This is a genomic window from Aeromonas sobria (genome assembly GCF_000820145.1).
Lineage (GTDB): Bacteria > Pseudomonadota > Gammaproteobacteria > Enterobacterales > Aeromonadaceae > Aeromonas > Aeromonas sobria.
In genome coordinates this window covers 1-14,968 of record NZ_CDBW01000017.1, presented here as the reverse complement: position 1 = coordinate 14,968, position 14,968 = coordinate 1, and the positions used below count along the sequence as shown (strand labels likewise).

Below are 14,968 nucleotides of genomic sequence, written 5' to 3'. Positions count from 1 at the left end.
GGAAGGATTTCATATCGTTTCGGTGCATGCTTGGCTATCGGTCCAAGCGCGGACTCCTGAAGTCACCCCGACCCATTTCCAGGAAATTGTCACTTGTTCAAGACGATAAGATGTTGGCGAAATCCATCCGGGTCTCCCAAAAAATCGGCAACGCGGACAGGCGTTACCCGACCGTTGTGCAGCAACCCAAGGGTGGGATAGCCCTGACCGCCCAGCTGTTTCATCCAGCCCTGGCTATCTGCCAGATGTTGCAGCAAAGGGGCCTGCAGATAGGCTTGCTGGAATGCCTCGGCAGCAATCCCCTGCTCTGCCGCCAGCGTGGCGAGAAACGCCGTTTCACCAATCCAGATCCCGTCCCGATAGTGAGATTGCTGGATCCGGTGCAACATCGCCAGCCCATCCCCCCCCAATGCAGTGGCGGCCAAGACCGCGCGGATCGGCTGCTCGGAGTCCAGCAGACACCCTTCCCGCAGCAGCAGTTCGTTGAAGTAGCGCTCGCCAAAATGCTGGCCGGTCAGCGCTTCGATCCGCTGATCGTGGGGGCGCACATAATCACGCAATGCCTCGCCCATCGGCTGACGGCGGCTGCCCAGCCAGAGGCCGCCCGCATGCAGCTCGATCTTGAGCCCGTCAATGGTGGCTGCCGCCTGCAGCAGGGGGGCGGCACCGTAGCACCAGCCACAGAGCGGGTCATAGACATAATGGAGGGTGGTTTGTTGTGCGTTCATCTTTATTCTCACGTCAATCTTGGATAAAAAACCGGGCCCTGGGGCCCGGTAAAAAAACACAGGGAGAGCAGGCTCAGTGGCTTACCACTTCATCTCGCCGGTATTGACCTTGGCACCGATGGCCAGGCCATCATCGACCGGCAGCGCCGGGTAGGCCTTCTTCAGAGCCTCGATCAGTTCGCCAGAGTTCTTCGCCTTGGCCAGCTCCTGCTCGAAACCCTGTACATAGTCACGGGTAAAGGTCACAGCAGCAGTGCCTTTGGGTGCGGTGCCCAGGAAGTGGCCCGGCACTACACGCTCCGGTTTCAGGGCCAGCAGGTTATCCAGCGCCTTGACCCAGTTGCTGCGGGCCGCTTTGGTCTGGCTGTCCGCCATCCAGACATGCACCCCGTGGTAAACCGGCACACCACCAAAAGCGGTCTTGATGGAAGGGGCCCAGAGGTAGGCATTCGGGGTGTTCATCTCTTTGATTTCAATCTTCTCGCCATCCAGCGTCAGGTGGTTGGCAGTCATCACTTGCGGCACGGTCAGGCTCTTCGGTGCGCCCTTGCCCAGGATCGGGCTCCAGTAGCTCAGCTTGGCATCCTTGGTCTGGTTGATATGGTCAACCACATGCTGGTCAGCCAGCACTTTGACATCCGGGAACGCAGCCATGACCGGCTCCAGACCGAAGTAGAAGTCGGGGTCACCGGCACTGATATACACAATGGTCAGCTTCTTGCCGCTCTTCTTGATCATGTCGACCAGCGCCTGGCCATTTTGCACGTCGAACTGGGCATCGATCAGGATGGCCTCCTTGTCACCGGTCACCAGTGAGGAGGAGACCGGGAAGATCGCCTTCTCGCCAGGGTTGTAGACGGTCACGTTCAAGGGGGAGGCCAGTGCGGCGCCGCTGAGCAGGGTGGTAGCCAGAGTCAGGTTGCGGATCAGGGTGTTGTTCATCATCTATTCCTCATTAAGTATTCGGGGGTTCATTTGATGGACACAGTGTATTGGATCATCTAGGGTGCAAATACAGCACTAACAGCGCATCACTGTTGCACATATCGAACATATAGAGAGCCATACATGGATCGACTGACCGCCTTGCGGGTCTTCGTCAGCGTAGTCGAACAAGGGAGCCTGAGCGGCGCCGGGGAGAAACTGGATATGTCGCGCGCCATGGTGTCGCGCTATCTGGCCGAACTGGAGAGCTGGATGGGCGCCCGCCTGCTACACCGTACCACCCGCCGCCTGAGCCTGACCGGGCCGGGAGAGGAGGCACTGAACCGGGCCCGCGCCATGCTGGCGCTCGGTGAGGAGATGGAGCAGATCGCCGTGAAGGGGGATGACGCCCCCAAGGGACAACTGCGGATCACCAGCAGCTACTCCCTGTCGGAAGCCTTGCTGGTCGGCGCCGCCAACGACTATCTGGCGCAATACCCGGGGACGGCCATCGACATCCTGCTGCTCGACAGAACCGTCAATCTGGTGGAGGAGCGGATCGATCTGGCGGTGCGCATCACCAACGACCTCGACCCCAATCTGGTGGCGCGCCGTCTCGGCACCTGCCACTCGGTGGTCTGTGCCAGCCCGGCCTATCTGGCCCGTCATCCGATGCCGCACAAGGTGCAGGATCTGGCGCTGCACAACTGCCTCACCTACACCTACTTCGGCAAGAGCTTGTGGGAGTTCAATGGGCCGGATGGCCCCGAGTCAGTGCCGGTCAGCGGCAACCTGAGCGCCAATATCTCCAACCTGCTGCTGGAGGCGACGCTGAAAGGCGCCGGGATCAGCCTGCAGCCCTGCTACTCGGCCCAGCCCTATCTGGAGCGGGGAGAGCTGGTGCCCCTGCTGACCGACTGGCAGCCCAAGCGGCTCGGGGTCTACGGGGTGTATGCCACCCGCAAACAGATGTCGCCGCTGCTGCGCAGCTTCCTCGATTTTCTGCTGGCTCGCATGGCAGCCGATCCTATCTGGCAGGAGTGAGTTCATGCCTTTGCAGCCTTGTGAACCGGCAAACTCAGAGGGCGCTATCCCTCATTGAGCCAGTGATCGCCATCGGCTTCACTGGCCACCTGTAAACCGAAAGGTTCATCAGGTGTCACGACGATCCCACTGACCTTGGCTGCCCACCCAAACCGCTAACACAGTGAAAAACGCCCGGTAACCACACAGGATCTTGTCGAGCCTCTGCCTAAAAAAACAGCGTTACTTGGCGTGAAGGTATGTGAAGGGGCTTGCACTTTGGTAATAACAACAAACTCATCAGCGATTAACCCACCGCTGATTCAGCTCCAGTCAAGGTTAATGGCTCTACCTTGTCCCCATCGGCTCTAATCCGATCACACATCAACAAGGACCGGTACAGGTCCAAGTGTTTACATCAGAGGAATAAAGCATATGAAGAAGTCTGCACTGACTATTGCCATCTCCAGCCTGCTGCTGGCGAGCGGCGCCCATGCTGCTACCGTCTACAACCAGAACGATACCAAGCTAGAAATCGGTGGCCGTGCTCAGGGTATGTACTACGGTACTGACGACAATGGCTCCGAAGGTGATCAGAGCTATTTCCGTGTCAACATGCGCGGTGAGACCAAAATTGCCCCCGAGATGAAAGCATTCGGTTTTGCCGAGTACAACCTGCCAACCTCCGGTTCTGACAACGACGAGCTGCGTTATGCCTACGCTGGCATCAAGCACGACCGTTTCGGCGCATTCAGCTACGGTCGTCAGGATGGTCTGTTTGCCATCGTGAACGACTACACCGACGTTCTGCCAGAGTGGGGCGGTGACGGCCTGGGTAAAGGCACCGAAGTATTCGGTACCGGCCGCACCAACGGTGTTGCCAAGTACATGTTCAACCAGAATGGCCTGACCCTGGGTGCCCAGTTTACTGGTAATAACACTGCTCAGAATTCAGATCGTTCACTGACCTCTTGGAAAAAGGGTTCCAAAGAAGGCTTTGCTGTAGCCGCCGCTTATGACTTCGATATGGGTCTGGGTCTGTCTGCTGCCTACAACCAGGCTGGTAAAACTGCTGACCAGGTTAAATTTGCCTCTTTCGGTGCTGATAGCGATGCCAAGCTGATGGGCTTCGGTGCCAAGTATGCAGTCGGTGACCTCTACCTGGCCGCTACCTATGCTCACGGTGAAGATCACATCTTCGTCAAGAATGGCTATGCCGAGAAGAGCGATGGTTACGAAGTTGTTGCCCAGTACACTATCGGCAAGTTCAAGCCATCTCTGGCTTACCTGCGCACCGACGTGAAGAATGACACCAATGTCAGCTTCGATGACACCCTGACCGAATATGTATCCATCGGTGCTTGGTACAACTTCACCAACAACTTCAACGCCTACATTGATTACAAGCTGAACCTGCTGGATGACGGCGCTGTTTCCGGTACCAGCAAGCTGGGCCAGAACACTGACGACGTAGTTGGTGTGGCTCTGCAGTACAACTTCTAAGCAATTGGAAGTCAGTTATACCCTGTGAAAGCAATGTCTACTGTTTGAATTACTTCCGGCCGCTCTGCGGCCGGTTTTTTTATTGCGCCTTTTCAGCCCCTTGCATATAACTATCAAGCGGATCGGCTGTCGTATCCGCGTGGTTGGCAGGGAGTGCAAAAGGAGACATTCACGGATGATGCAAGTTCGCGGGAACAGAGGCTGGCAAAGCGGGTGGCTGCTATTGCCACTGCTGTGGATGTCGTTCATCTGGAGTACAACAGCTAACGCAAGCGGGGATCTGAGCCTCTATCGTCAGCTAGGTCTGGCAGGCAAGCTGGACAAACAGACCTTTCGTCAGGCACTCAACAGTTATCAAACCGTGCGCCACAAGCGCAAATCTATTCTCACCATCATCGATTACAGCAAACCGTCAACCCAGCGCAGGCTGTTTGTCATCGACATGAAGCGCCACAAGCTGCTCTATCACACCTGGGTCAGTCATGGTCGCAACTCGGGTGAACTGGCCGCAGAGCGCTTTTCAAACCAGCTCAACTCCCGACAAAGCTCCCTCGGCGTCTATCGCACCGCTGAAACCTATCTGGGCAAGCATGGCTACTCTCTGCGGCTGGACGGCCTCACCCCAGGCAAAAACAGCAATGCGCGCAAACGTGCCATAGTGGTGCACGGCGCCACCTATGCCAGCCCGACTCATCTGCGCAAATATGACAAGCTCGGCCGCAGCTGGGGTTGCCCCGCCCTGCCCAAAGAACAGGCCCGGGCTATCATAGATACCATCAAGGGTGGCAGTGTCATCTACGCCCACGGCTAGCGGGCACAGAGCCAGGAAACGCAAGGCCAGCAATCGCTGGCCTTGTTTGTTACGCTTTTCACGCTAAACGGGGCGCGTTATTGGCGCACCACCAGTACAGGGCAGGGAGCATGACGCACCACGGATTCGGCAACGCTACCGACCAGCAGATGGCTGATGCCGGAGCGGCCGTGACTACCCATCACGATCAGCTCAACCTCATCCTCCTTGGCCTGAATGACGATCTCGTCGGCGGCACGACCAAAGCGAATATCAAAGGTGGCAGGGATCGGCAGGGTTGCAACCAGCTCTTTAAGCTGCGTTTTAGCCTGACGCTCCATCTCATGGGTAATTTCCACTGCCGTCATATGCAGAATTTTGTAGCTGTCAAAACCGTGCAGTTGATCAACCACGTGGATCAGCTTGAGCTGGGCCTGATGGCTCTGCGCCATAAACACGGCATAGTCGAGTACCGCACGAGACATTTGGGAAAAATCGACAGGACAGAGCAGAGTTTTAATTGATGGCATAATGCAGTCTCCTCTACTGATTGGGGTACTATTGAATCTTTACTCGATCATAACGATCCAAATGCAAATAACCCTCGACCCTGTCGCAAAATGAAGATGAGAGATTTTTTCTCCGCATAACCACAATAGATGCCATGGTATAAATCAGGCTATCCGGTTTTTCACTCACACAAGGCCTGCCCTGACCATGTTGCGCATCGCCTGCCTGTTGATCTGTTGTCTCTGTGGCTCTTTTAACTGCCGCGCAGCATCTATTGATGTCTATTGCGATGACTGGCCCGGCTTTTGCCAACCGGATGGCAGAGGTATTTATCTCGATCTGGTTCGTGCTATCTATCAACCTCATGGTTATCAGATCATCCCCCATATCGTGCCTTATAAACGGGCTCTGGCGGTGATAGCCAAAAAAGGGGGGGATATGGCGATGGGGGTTTATCGCGATGAAGTCACCGGTGTCCGACAACCTCGCTATCCTGCATCAGCCGATGACCTGACCGTGTTCATGCTCAAAAAATGGCAGCCAAAGTGGCAAGGGGAAAAAAGCCTGCAGGGACAATCTGTGGTATGGAGACGGGGCTGGGCATTCGACAAATACATTGCTGTCACCATGCAGTGGCATGAGATCGATAGCGATGAAATGGCCCTTCAACTGCTCGGCAAAGAGCGCTATCGCTATTACCTGACTGCCGGCGTGCTCTATGCGAAAGATGACATACTCCCCAACCTGCATCGCGCCTTCCTGCGCTGGATCCCGACCTACCCCATCTTTGCCGACACCCCCCAAGGCAACCGGATGATGAATCTCTGGGATAAGGGGATGGTTGAGTTGATCCGCAGCGGAAATCTGGCTGACATCTATAAGCACTATCAGCTCTATGACTACTACCAAGGGTTTATCAGGGAACTGGAACAGAAAGCCGCCGCCAGCCCGACACCTGAATGATAAATTACGCCCCCCTCATACCCTTCACCAAGCGGTCATAGAGGATCACATTGACCGAAGCGGCCAGATTCATGCAGCCCTGAGTCGGCACATAGACTACATCTTTCACCGCCCCGTAGAGCGCGGGATCGAGCGTGCCATCCTCCGGTCCGAAGATATAGAAGGCGCGCTCTGGGTGGACATACTCGGGGAGCGGCGTGGCGCCGTCGATCAAATCGACAACCACGGGCACGCATCCCTGCGGGATAAACGCCATCAGGTCATCCACCCCGAGCAGCGGGATCTTCTCCACCATCTGCTTGGTATCGGTGGCAAAGCGGCGCGCCAGCTCGAAGCGGTTGCCGGTGTAGTAGACCTCGTCCACCCCGTAGCAGCCCGCAGCCCGCATCACGGAGCCGACATTTTCCGGGGACTTGGGATTGACCAGCCCCACACAGCAGAATGCACTCTTTTCCATCATATCTCCTCATCTTGCGGCGGCCATTATAAGCAGCAACGGGACCACCGACCCGTTAAAAGTACTCTGCCAGGCTCAACCGCTCACCAACCCATCGCCGATGGCGATTTTTTGTGCGCCAATCGACAAATTTTGTACAAGCCGATAGCCAGCAAACGTTTATCGGAAATAATAGACAAACGTTTGTAAATGGATACTTATCTATGACGACGCGTGAACAAGAGATCCTCGCCCTGCTACGCCAGGACCCCATGATTGCCCAGCAGGATCTGGCCGATCGCCTTGGCATCAGTCGCTCCGCGCTGGCCAGCCACATCTCCAGCCTGATCCGCCAGGGGTATGTGCAGGGCAGAGGCTATGTATTGCGAGAGGGTCCCTACGTGGTGGTGATCGGCGGTGCCAATATGGATATTTGCGGCACCAGCCATGACAACCTGCTGCTCGGCGACTCCAACCCTGGCAAGGTGCGTACCTCGGCGGGTGGCGTTGGCCGCAATATCGCCGAGAATCTGGCGCGGCTCGGTAGCGATACCCGGCTGCTGACCGCGGTCGGCAACGACCAGTATGGTCACCATCTATTGGAGGTGAGCCAGCGGGCTGGCGTCGATGTGCGCCAGACCCTGGTGCTCGATGGCCACACCACCTCCTGCTACCTCAGCCTGCATGACGGCAGCGGCGAAATGAGCTGTGCCATCAATGATATGGCCATTATCGAGCAGCTCACCCCTGCCCGCCTGACCCCCCTCGGTGGCTTTCTCGCCGGTGCCAGACTTTGGGTACTCGACACCAATCTGGCCATCCACACTCTCGATTGGCTGTTCGAGCGGCAGGGGGATCACGCCATCTTTGTCGATACCGTCTCGGTGGCCAAGGTGGAGAAGATCCGCCCTTGGCTTGGCAAGATCCACACCCTCAAACCCAATCGCAGCGAAGCAGAGCAGCTGTGTGGCATGACCATTGCCGGGCCCGAAACCTGGCCCATGGTGGCAGCCTGGTTCCACCGCGCCGGGGTCAAGCGGCTGTTCCTCAGTCTGGGTGAACAGGGGATCTTCTACAGCGATGGCGAGCAGCAGGGCCACCTGCCAGTGCTGGGCAGTCCGGTACTCAACGTCACCGGCGGCGGGGATGCCTTTATGGCTGGCCTCGCCCACGCCTGGCTGCAACAGCTCGACATCGCCCAGACCACCCGCTTTGCCCTGGGCTGCGCCGCCCTCACCGTCAATTGTTCCGATACCGTTTTTTCCGGTCTGAGCAAGACCGCCGTTGACCGCATACTGGAGGAGTACTCATGCTGAACGCTTACCTCGATATCCAACCGGAAGTTGCTGCCGCGCTGGCCGCTGGCAAACCGGTGGTCGCCCTCGAATCCACCATCATCTCCCACGGCATGCCCTATCCGCAGAACGTGGAAACGGCCCGTCAGGTGGAGCAGGTGGTGCGCGATAACGGCGCCATTCCGGCCACCATCGCCATCCTCGATGGCCGCCTCAAGGTGGGTCTCGATGCGGGGGCGCTGGAAGCGCTGGGCCGGGCTGGCCACGACGTGACCAAGTGCAGCCGCCGCGACATTCCGTTCGTGCTGGCGCGCAAGGGGATGGGGGCCACCACGGTCGCCTCCACCATGATCATCGCCGCCATGGCGGGGATCCGGGTCTTTGCCACCGGTGGCATTGGCGGGGTACATCGCGGCGCGCAGGAGACCTTCGATATCTCGGCGGATCTGCAGGAGCTGGCGCAAACGCCGGTGGCCGTGGTCTGCGCTGGCGCCAAGTCGATCCTCGATATCGGGCTGACCCTGGAGTATCTGGAGACGCAAGGGGTGCCGGTGATCGGCTATCAAACGGGCGAGCTGCCCGCCTTCTACACCCGCGAGAGCGGCTTCAAGGTTGATTACCGGCTCGATACCCCGGCAGCCATCGCCGAAGCGCTGCGCCTCAAGTGGGAGCTGGGACTGGCGGGCGGCGCCGTGGTGGCCAACCCCATCCCGACCGCACACGCCATGCCGAAAGCCGATATCGACGCAGCCATTACCCAGGCGCTGCGTGAAGCGGATGAGCAGGGGATAAAGGGCAAAGCCTCAACCCCCTTCCTGCTGGCCCGCGTCTGCGAGCTGACCGGCGGAAACTCGCTCGCCGCCAACATCCAGCTGGTGCTGAACAACGCGGCGCTCGGCGCCCGGATCGCCGCCAACCTGTGATGCAACGCGGTGTAAAATGTCATGTAAATAGCCAGGCAGCCATACTCAACCGATCAGTGACAGCCATGTCATAACCTTGATGAAGAGCGAGAAAAGCTTCAGGTCAGGCAAGATAGACAAGGCGAAAAAAATCCCCAAGTGGATGCTTGGGGATTTCTGTATATCAGAGACAAACCACTGGCTGCTCTTTAGGGCTGCATCAGGGACGACAAACCCCGATAACGAATCAGTTACACCCTTCGCTAGAAGTAGAGTTCAGGTAGCTCACTTCGTTGGCTGGCTGATAGCCGGCCACATTGATGGTCTTCTTGATCTCGATGTACTCCTTCAGCACGGCAGCATCCACCAGTCCTGCATTGATGGTATCGATCTTCGGATAGCCGTCACCACCGGATGCACTGAAGCTCGGGATCGCGAAGCTGTAAGTTGCTGCCGGGTCAAACGCCTTGCCACCAACGCTGGTAATATTGACGCTCTTGGCTTGGCAATCCACTGCCATGTTGATGCCGCCAAACTGGGCATAACCCCCGGTATTGCGGGTTTTGGTTGCTACCTGACCCAGATAGGTCGTCAGATCACTGCCTTTCATCACAGCCTTGTTGACCGTGTTGCCAAACGGGTGTACCAGCAGCACGCTGCGGTAGGTGATATCCCCGGTCGGGATGCTGTCACGCACGCCACCGGAGTTGACGATACCAAAATCGACGGCCAGCTTGGCAGAGGTGGCAGAAGTGATCAGACGACCCAGATTGGTTTGCTTGTTGCGTACAGTATTGCGATCACCAACCAACACCCCATCGGTAGAACCGATCACAACGTTGAGTTCTTGCTGACCTTTTTCCTGATAGCCCAGCAGGGTGTTATACAGCTCGGGATCCTTGGTGATCTCGTCCTGTACGAACTGCATCTTGGTGGTATCTTTGGTCACTGCTCCAGTGGCATCGATCGCCTCACCCTTGGCGTTGCGCTTGATCAGGTTGACCGGGATCAGGTCATAGCTGGTCAGGGTCAACTTGCCATTCTGGTACTCAAACTGGGCACGGCCCACATACTTGCCCCACTCGTGGGCCTGCATGATCCAGGTGCCGTTTTGCTGATCTGGCTGGCAATTATCACCCGGTTTGAAATTGGCGTATTTGTTCGCAGTGCCCGGCTCCATACAGACCGGATTCTGGGAGTGACCACCGATGATGCCATCCAGCGTGCCCGCTGGGAGGGCGCGAGCCATCTCGACATCGCCCGGCGCATTGCTGCCGTGCTGACCATTCTCGTAATGGCCCATGTGGGTGATGGCGAAGACCAGATTGGCTTCCTTGTTGCTGCGGATCTGCTGGCCCAGTTTGGCCGCTTCGCTGGTCGGATCGCGGAACTCCAGGGTTTGCACGTTGTTGGGATCCACCAGCTGCGCGGTATCCTCGGTGGTCAGGCCCAGTACGGCGACCTTGAGACCACTCTCCAGCTTGAACACCTTGTAGGGGTCAAAGTAATGTTTGCCGCTGGCCTTGTCATATATGTTGGCCGAGAGCATGGGGAACTGGGCCCACTTGCGCTGCTTTTCCAGTACGCTGAGGGGGTTGTCGAATTCATGGTTGCCCACTGCCATGGCATCGTAGCGAATGTTGTTCATCGCCATGAAGTCAGGCTCGGCATCCTGCAGATCGGATTCCGGTACCCCGGTATTCACATCACCACCGGAGAGCACCAGTACGTCGCGGCCAGCCGCCTTGGCATCCGCACGCAACTGCTCGACCAGGGTCTTCTGGGCAGCCATGCCGTACTCGTTTTCTGCGTTGTGCCAGAAGCGGCCGTGAGTATCGTTGGTGTGCAGTATGGTCAGTTTGCAGACATTTTCGGTGCAGGGTGCAACGGTGTCATTAGTGGAGGTATTACAGCCAGTCAGTGCAGCAAGCACGGCCAGTGCCACACTGCCTTTGATAAAGTTATTATTCATTTCCATATCACCTTGATTATTTTGTTATTTAACAACCCGGTCCAGCGGGTCGGGCGTCAATATAACAAACAACAGATGACCATTTTTCATCGATGACCCACAAATTCTACTAATTGTGATCTTCGACCCAAGATCCTGTCTGCTACTCATTTCCTGCGACATCATGGCTCTCGTTATCCACTTGTGGCCTTAAGCTCCTGCTTGATGGTCGACATTGGATTACTTATTTTCATGGCAAATACAAATGATAACTATTGTCAAGCGAGTAACATAATTAAAAACTTAAAATTTTTTTGAAAATACCTAAAAAGAGAGGCGATTCGCATTTTGTTGAAAGAAAACTACGTATAATCTTGGGGTTAAAGTATTCATAGCAAGGTGTTTAACTGCTCAGCAACACCATAAATGGCGATAATAACGACATTTTCATCCAGGGATTTGGGTGTTTTACAAAAAAACCAGTAAGAAAAACGGACTAAAACCTAGCAGTTTGACTTGCATCAAGCCTGAATTTTTTTCATAGAGCAAAATTGTGCCCAGCAAATCTATCCCTAAGGAGGCAGATGTGGATATTATCAAGACCGATGTTGCCATCATCGGTGCCGGTGGTACTGGCCTGCGTGCCGCTATCGCCATTGCAGAAGCCCATCCGGAACTCGAAATCGCCCTGATTTCCAAAGTCTATCCGATGCGTAGCCACACAGTGGCTGCGGAAGGCGGTGCTGCAGGCGTAGTACGCGATGACGACTCCCTCGAAAACCACTTCAATGACACCGTTTCCGGTGGTGACTGGTTGTGCGAGCAAGACGTGGTCGACTACTTCGTCAACAACGCGACCAAAGAGATGGTCCAACTTGAGCACTGGGGTTGCCCCTGGAGCCGCAAGCCGGATGGCAAAGCCAACGTGCGCCCGTTTGGTGGAATGAAGATCCCCCGCACCTGGTTTGCAGCAGACAAGTCCGGTTTCCACATTCTGCATACCCTGTTCCAGACCTCTATCAAATATCCGACCATCAAGCGCTTCGATGAGCACTTCTGTCTCGATTTGATCGTGGATGATGGCCGTGTGCAAGGCGTGCTGACCTTTGATATCCAGAACGGCATCACCCGTTTCATCCAGGCCAAATCCGTGATTATGGCTACCGGTGGCGCTGGTCGTGTTTACCGCTACAACACCAACGGTGGCATCGTCACCGGTGATGGTATGGCGCTGGCTTATCGTCACGGCGTACCGCTGCGTGATATGGAGTTCGTCCAGTATCACCCGACCGGCCTGCCAGGCACCGGTATCCTGATGACCGAAGGTTGCCGTGGTGAGGGTGGTGTTCTGCTGAACAAAGATGGCTACCGTTACCTGCAAGACTACGGCTTGGGCCCGGAAACGCCGATTGGCCAGTCAAAAAACAAACACATGGAGCTGGGTCCCCGTGACCGTCTCTCTCAGGCATTCTGGCAAGAGCAGCAAAAAGGCCGCGTGATCCAGGGCCCAATGGGCGACGTGGTTCACCTTGACCTGCGTCATCTTGGCGAGAAGTACCTGAAAGAGCGTCTGCCTTTCATCTGCGAACTGGCCAAGGCCTACGTGGGTGTGGATCCGGCCAAAGAGCCGATCCCGGTACGTCCGACTGCCCACTACACCATGGGTGGTATCGAGACTGACAACAAGTGCGCAACCCGCATGCCTGGCCTCTACGCCGCAGGCGAGTGTGCCTCCGTCGGTCTGCACGGTGCCAACCGTCTGGGTTCCAACTCGCTGTCCGAGATCGTGGTATTCGGCAAGCTGGCTGGTGAACAGGCTGCCGAATTCGCAGCGACTCAGCAACACGGCAATACCGAAGCACTGCTCGCCAAAGCCGAAGCGCTGATCAAACAGCACCTCTCGCTGATGGACATCGACGGCACCGAAAATCCGGCGGATATCCGCAACGAATTGGGTCTGTCCATGGAAGCCGGTGTCGGTATCTACCGTACCGAAGAGCTGATGCAGGGCACCATCGACAAGATTAACGAGCTGAAAGCCCGTTACAAGAAGGTCAAGATCAACGACAAGTCCTCTGTCTTCAACACCGACCTGCTGTACGCCATCGAACTGGGCTACATGCTGGACGTGGCCGAAGCCATGGCTCACTCCGCCATCAACCGTAAAGAGTCTCGTGGTTCCCACCAGCGTCTGGACGGTTATGAAGAGCGTGATGACGTGAACTTCCTCAAGCACTCTCTCTCCTTCTACGCACCGGAAGGCGCCCCGACCATCGATTATTCCGATGTGAAGATCACTAAATCCCAACCGGCCAAACGCGTGTACGGTTCCGAAGGTGAGAAACAAGACGAGGCTAAGAAGAATGGCTGAGATGATTGAAATTGAAATCCTGCGCTACCGCCCAGAGCAGGACAATGAACCCTGGATGCAGACCTTCCAGGTACCGTACCTCAGAGAGATGTCTCTGCTGGATGCCCTGCAATACATCAAGGATCACCTGGACTCTACCCTGAGCTTCCGCTGGTCCTGCCGGATGGCGATCTGCGGCTCTTGCGGCATGATGGTCAACGGTGTACCCAAGCTGGGTTGCAAGGCCTTCCTGCGCGACTATCTGCCAGGCAAGATGACTATCGAGCCGCTCAACAACTTCCCGATTGAGCGTGACCTGGTGGTCGACATGTCCGATTTCATCGAGAAGCTGGAGAGCATCAAGCCCTACATAATCCCGAGCGAACCGCGCAGCCTGTGTGATGGCGAATACAAGCAGACCCCTGCTGAAATGGCCAAGTATCACCAGTTCTCCCAGTGCATCAACTGTGGTCTGTGCTATGCAGCCTGCCCGCAATATGGCATCAACAAGCAGTTCACCGGTCCGGCAGCACTGGCTCTGGCCTATCGCTACAACGCCGACAACCGCGATGGCGCGTCCAAAGAGCGGATGAAGATCATCAGCCAGGACGAAGGCGTCTGGGGTTGTACCTTCGTTGGCTACTGCTCGGTAGTCTGCCCGAAAGGTGTGGATCCGGCCGCAGCCATCCAGCTTGGCAAGGTCGAAAGCGCCAAGGACTACATGATCGCCATGTTCAAGCCAGATTGAGATCAGGAATGAGACCATGAACAACACCAATAGCAAACGTAAGCCTTACGTCCGCGAAATGAAGAAAGACTGGTGGCTAAAGAGCTCCTTTTACACCAGTTACATGATCCGTGAAGGCACCAGTATCTTCGTCTCCATCTATGCCGTCGTGCTGATGTGGGGCCTGATGCGTCTGGTTCAGGGTCAGGAAGCGTTCAACGGCTGGCTGGAATCCCTGCAAAGCCCGATCGCCATCCTGTTCCATGTCATCGCCCTGGCGGCGTGCCTGTTCCATGCCAAGACCTGGTTCGCCCTGGCGCCGAAAGCCATGCGTATCTTCCGTGGTGAAGACCTGGTGCCGGAGAAGCCGATCGTACTCGTCCAATATGTGGCGCTGGCGGTGGTTTCCCTGCTTGTCCTGATCATCGTGGCCTGAGGAGAAAACAATGAGACGTTCTGACGAACCAATTTACTGGGGTCTGTTTGGTGCGGGTGGCATGGTCGTTGCCATGCTGCTGCCGGTCATTGTCCTCATCACCGGTCTGCTGGTACCCATGGGTATCATGGACGTAGAAACCATGAGCTTTGATCGCGTGCACGCGTTCGCCAGCTCCTGGTGGGGTGCCTGCATCCTGCTGGTGATCATCGCCCTGCCGATCTGGCACGGCATGCACCGTATCTACCACGGTCTGCACGATCTGGGGATCCACACCACCAAGCTGCACCACTATGTGTTCTATGGCTTTGCCTTCCTGGTATCTGCCATTACCGTTGGTCTGCTGATGGTGCTGGTATTCCAGTAATCACCGAGCATCTAACTGATTGACCAAACCGGGCCCTGTGCCCGGTTTTTTATGGCTATGTCC

General features: G+C 56.4%; 15 protein-coding genes. 10 read left to right on the top strand and 5 right to left on the bottom strand.

The features are described 5' to 3' along the window. Positions 1-89: 89 nt before the first annotated feature. Together BN1135_RS08720 and BN1135_RS08715 are read right to left on the bottom strand one after the other, a co-directional pair. Positions 90-728 carry a DsbA family protein gene (locus BN1135_RS08720; protein ID WP_175479087.1) on the bottom strand — a complete coding sequence of 213 codons (639 nt, stop codon included), beginning with the start codon at positions 726-728 and terminating at the stop codon, positions 90-92. A gap of 81 nt (positions 729-809) precedes the next feature. Next, the gene (locus BN1135_RS08715) at positions 810-1,670 is read right to left on the bottom strand and encodes a Vmh family MBL fold metallo-hydrolase (protein WP_042020765.1); all 861 of its coding nucleotides are present in this window, start codon (positions 1,668-1,670) and stop codon (positions 810-812) included. 126 nt (positions 1,671-1,796) lie between these two features. Between BN1135_RS08715 and BN1135_RS08710 the strand changes: the two genes are divergently transcribed. The 3 genes from BN1135_RS08710 to BN1135_RS08700 all read left to right on the top strand — a co-directional run bounded on the left by BN1135_RS08710 (position 1,797) and on the right by BN1135_RS08700 (position 4,989). Next, positions 1,797-2,696 carry a LysR family transcriptional regulator gene (locus tag BN1135_RS08710; RefSeq protein ID WP_042020392.1) on the top strand — a complete coding sequence of 300 codons (900 nt, stop codon included), beginning with the start codon at positions 1,797-1,799 and terminating at the stop codon, positions 2,694-2,696. Positions 2,697-3,110: 414 nt separating this feature from the next. Further along, complete coding sequence (locus BN1135_RS08705; protein ID WP_042020391.1) at positions 3,111-4,178, top strand: porin; 1,068 nt, start codon at positions 3,111-3,113, stop codon at positions 4,176-4,178. A 175-nt stretch (positions 4,179-4,353) separates the two neighbouring features. Continuing rightward, positions 4,354-4,989 carry a murein L,D-transpeptidase catalytic domain family protein gene (locus BN1135_RS08700; RefSeq protein WP_042020390.1) on the top strand — a complete coding sequence of 212 codons (636 nt, stop codon included), beginning with the start codon at positions 4,354-4,356 and terminating at the stop codon, positions 4,987-4,989. Between the two features lie 77 nt (positions 4,990-5,066). On the opposite strand, the gene BN1135_RS08695 is transcribed toward BN1135_RS08700, so the two are convergent. Then, positions 5,067-5,498: a universal stress protein gene (locus BN1135_RS08695; protein WP_042020389.1), complete on the bottom strand. Its 432-nt coding sequence runs from the start codon at positions 5,496-5,498 to the stop codon at positions 5,067-5,069. Positions 5,499-5,685: 187 nt separating this feature from the next. Between BN1135_RS08695 and BN1135_RS08690 the strand changes: the two genes are divergently transcribed. Continuing rightward, positions 5,686-6,441 carry a type 2 periplasmic-binding domain-containing protein gene (locus tag BN1135_RS08690; RefSeq protein WP_042020388.1) on the top strand — a complete coding sequence of 252 codons (756 nt, stop codon included), beginning with the start codon at positions 5,686-5,688 and terminating at the stop codon, positions 6,439-6,441. Between the two features lie 4 nt (positions 6,442-6,445). On the opposite strand, the gene BN1135_RS08685 is transcribed toward BN1135_RS08690, so the two are convergent. Beyond that, complete coding sequence (locus BN1135_RS08685; protein WP_042020387.1) at positions 6,446-6,898, bottom strand: RNA methyltransferase; 453 nt, start codon at positions 6,896-6,898, stop codon at positions 6,446-6,448. A gap of 203 nt (positions 6,899-7,101) precedes the next feature. On the opposite strand from BN1135_RS08685, the gene BN1135_RS08680 reads away from it, so the two are divergent. Both BN1135_RS08680 and BN1135_RS08675 read left to right on the top strand, forming a co-directional pair. Continuing rightward, positions 7,102-8,193, top strand: coding sequence for a PfkB family carbohydrate kinase (locus BN1135_RS08680; RefSeq protein WP_042020386.1), 1,092 nt, complete (start codon positions 7,102-7,104; stop codon positions 8,191-8,193). Then, complete coding sequence (locus BN1135_RS08675; RefSeq protein ID WP_042020385.1) at positions 8,187-9,095, top strand: pseudouridine-5'-phosphate glycosidase; 909 nt, start codon at positions 8,187-8,189, stop codon at positions 9,093-9,095. The genes BN1135_RS08680 and BN1135_RS08675 overlap by 7 nt, the downstream gene beginning before the upstream one ends. A 226-nt stretch (positions 9,096-9,321) precedes the next feature. On the opposite strand, the gene ushA is transcribed toward BN1135_RS08675, so the two are convergent. Further along, the gene (ushA, locus tag BN1135_RS08670; RefSeq protein WP_042020384.1) at positions 9,322-11,046 is read right to left on the bottom strand and encodes a bifunctional UDP-sugar hydrolase/5'-nucleotidase UshA; all 1,725 of its coding nucleotides are present in this window, start codon (positions 11,044-11,046) and stop codon (positions 9,322-9,324) included. 565 nt (positions 11,047-11,611) lie between these two features. On the opposite strand from ushA, the gene frdA reads away from it, so the two are divergent. From frdA to frdD, 4 genes are read left to right on the top strand one after another with little or no spacing between them, the layout of a single operon-like run. Then, on the top strand, positions 11,612-13,396 hold the full coding sequence (frdA, locus tag BN1135_RS08665; RefSeq protein ID WP_042020383.1) for a fumarate reductase (quinol) flavoprotein subunit: 1,785 nt from the start codon (positions 11,612-11,614) through the stop codon (positions 13,394-13,396). Further along, the gene (locus BN1135_RS08660) at positions 13,389-14,123 is read left to right on the top strand and encodes a succinate dehydrogenase/fumarate reductase iron-sulfur subunit (RefSeq protein WP_042020382.1); all 735 of its coding nucleotides are present in this window, start codon (positions 13,389-13,391) and stop codon (positions 14,121-14,123) included. The genes frdA and BN1135_RS08660 overlap by 8 nt, the downstream gene beginning before the upstream one ends. A gap of 16 nt (positions 14,124-14,139) precedes the next feature. After that, a complete protein-coding gene (locus BN1135_RS08655; protein WP_042020381.1) occupies positions 14,140-14,538 on the top strand; it encodes a fumarate reductase subunit C in 399 nt (132 codons plus the stop codon). A 10-nt stretch (positions 14,539-14,548) separates the two neighbouring features. Continuing rightward, a complete protein-coding gene (gene frdD, locus BN1135_RS08650) occupies positions 14,549-14,905 on the top strand; it encodes a fumarate reductase subunit FrdD (protein WP_042020380.1) in 357 nt (118 codons plus the stop codon). Positions 14,906-14,968 lie beyond the last annotated feature (63 nt).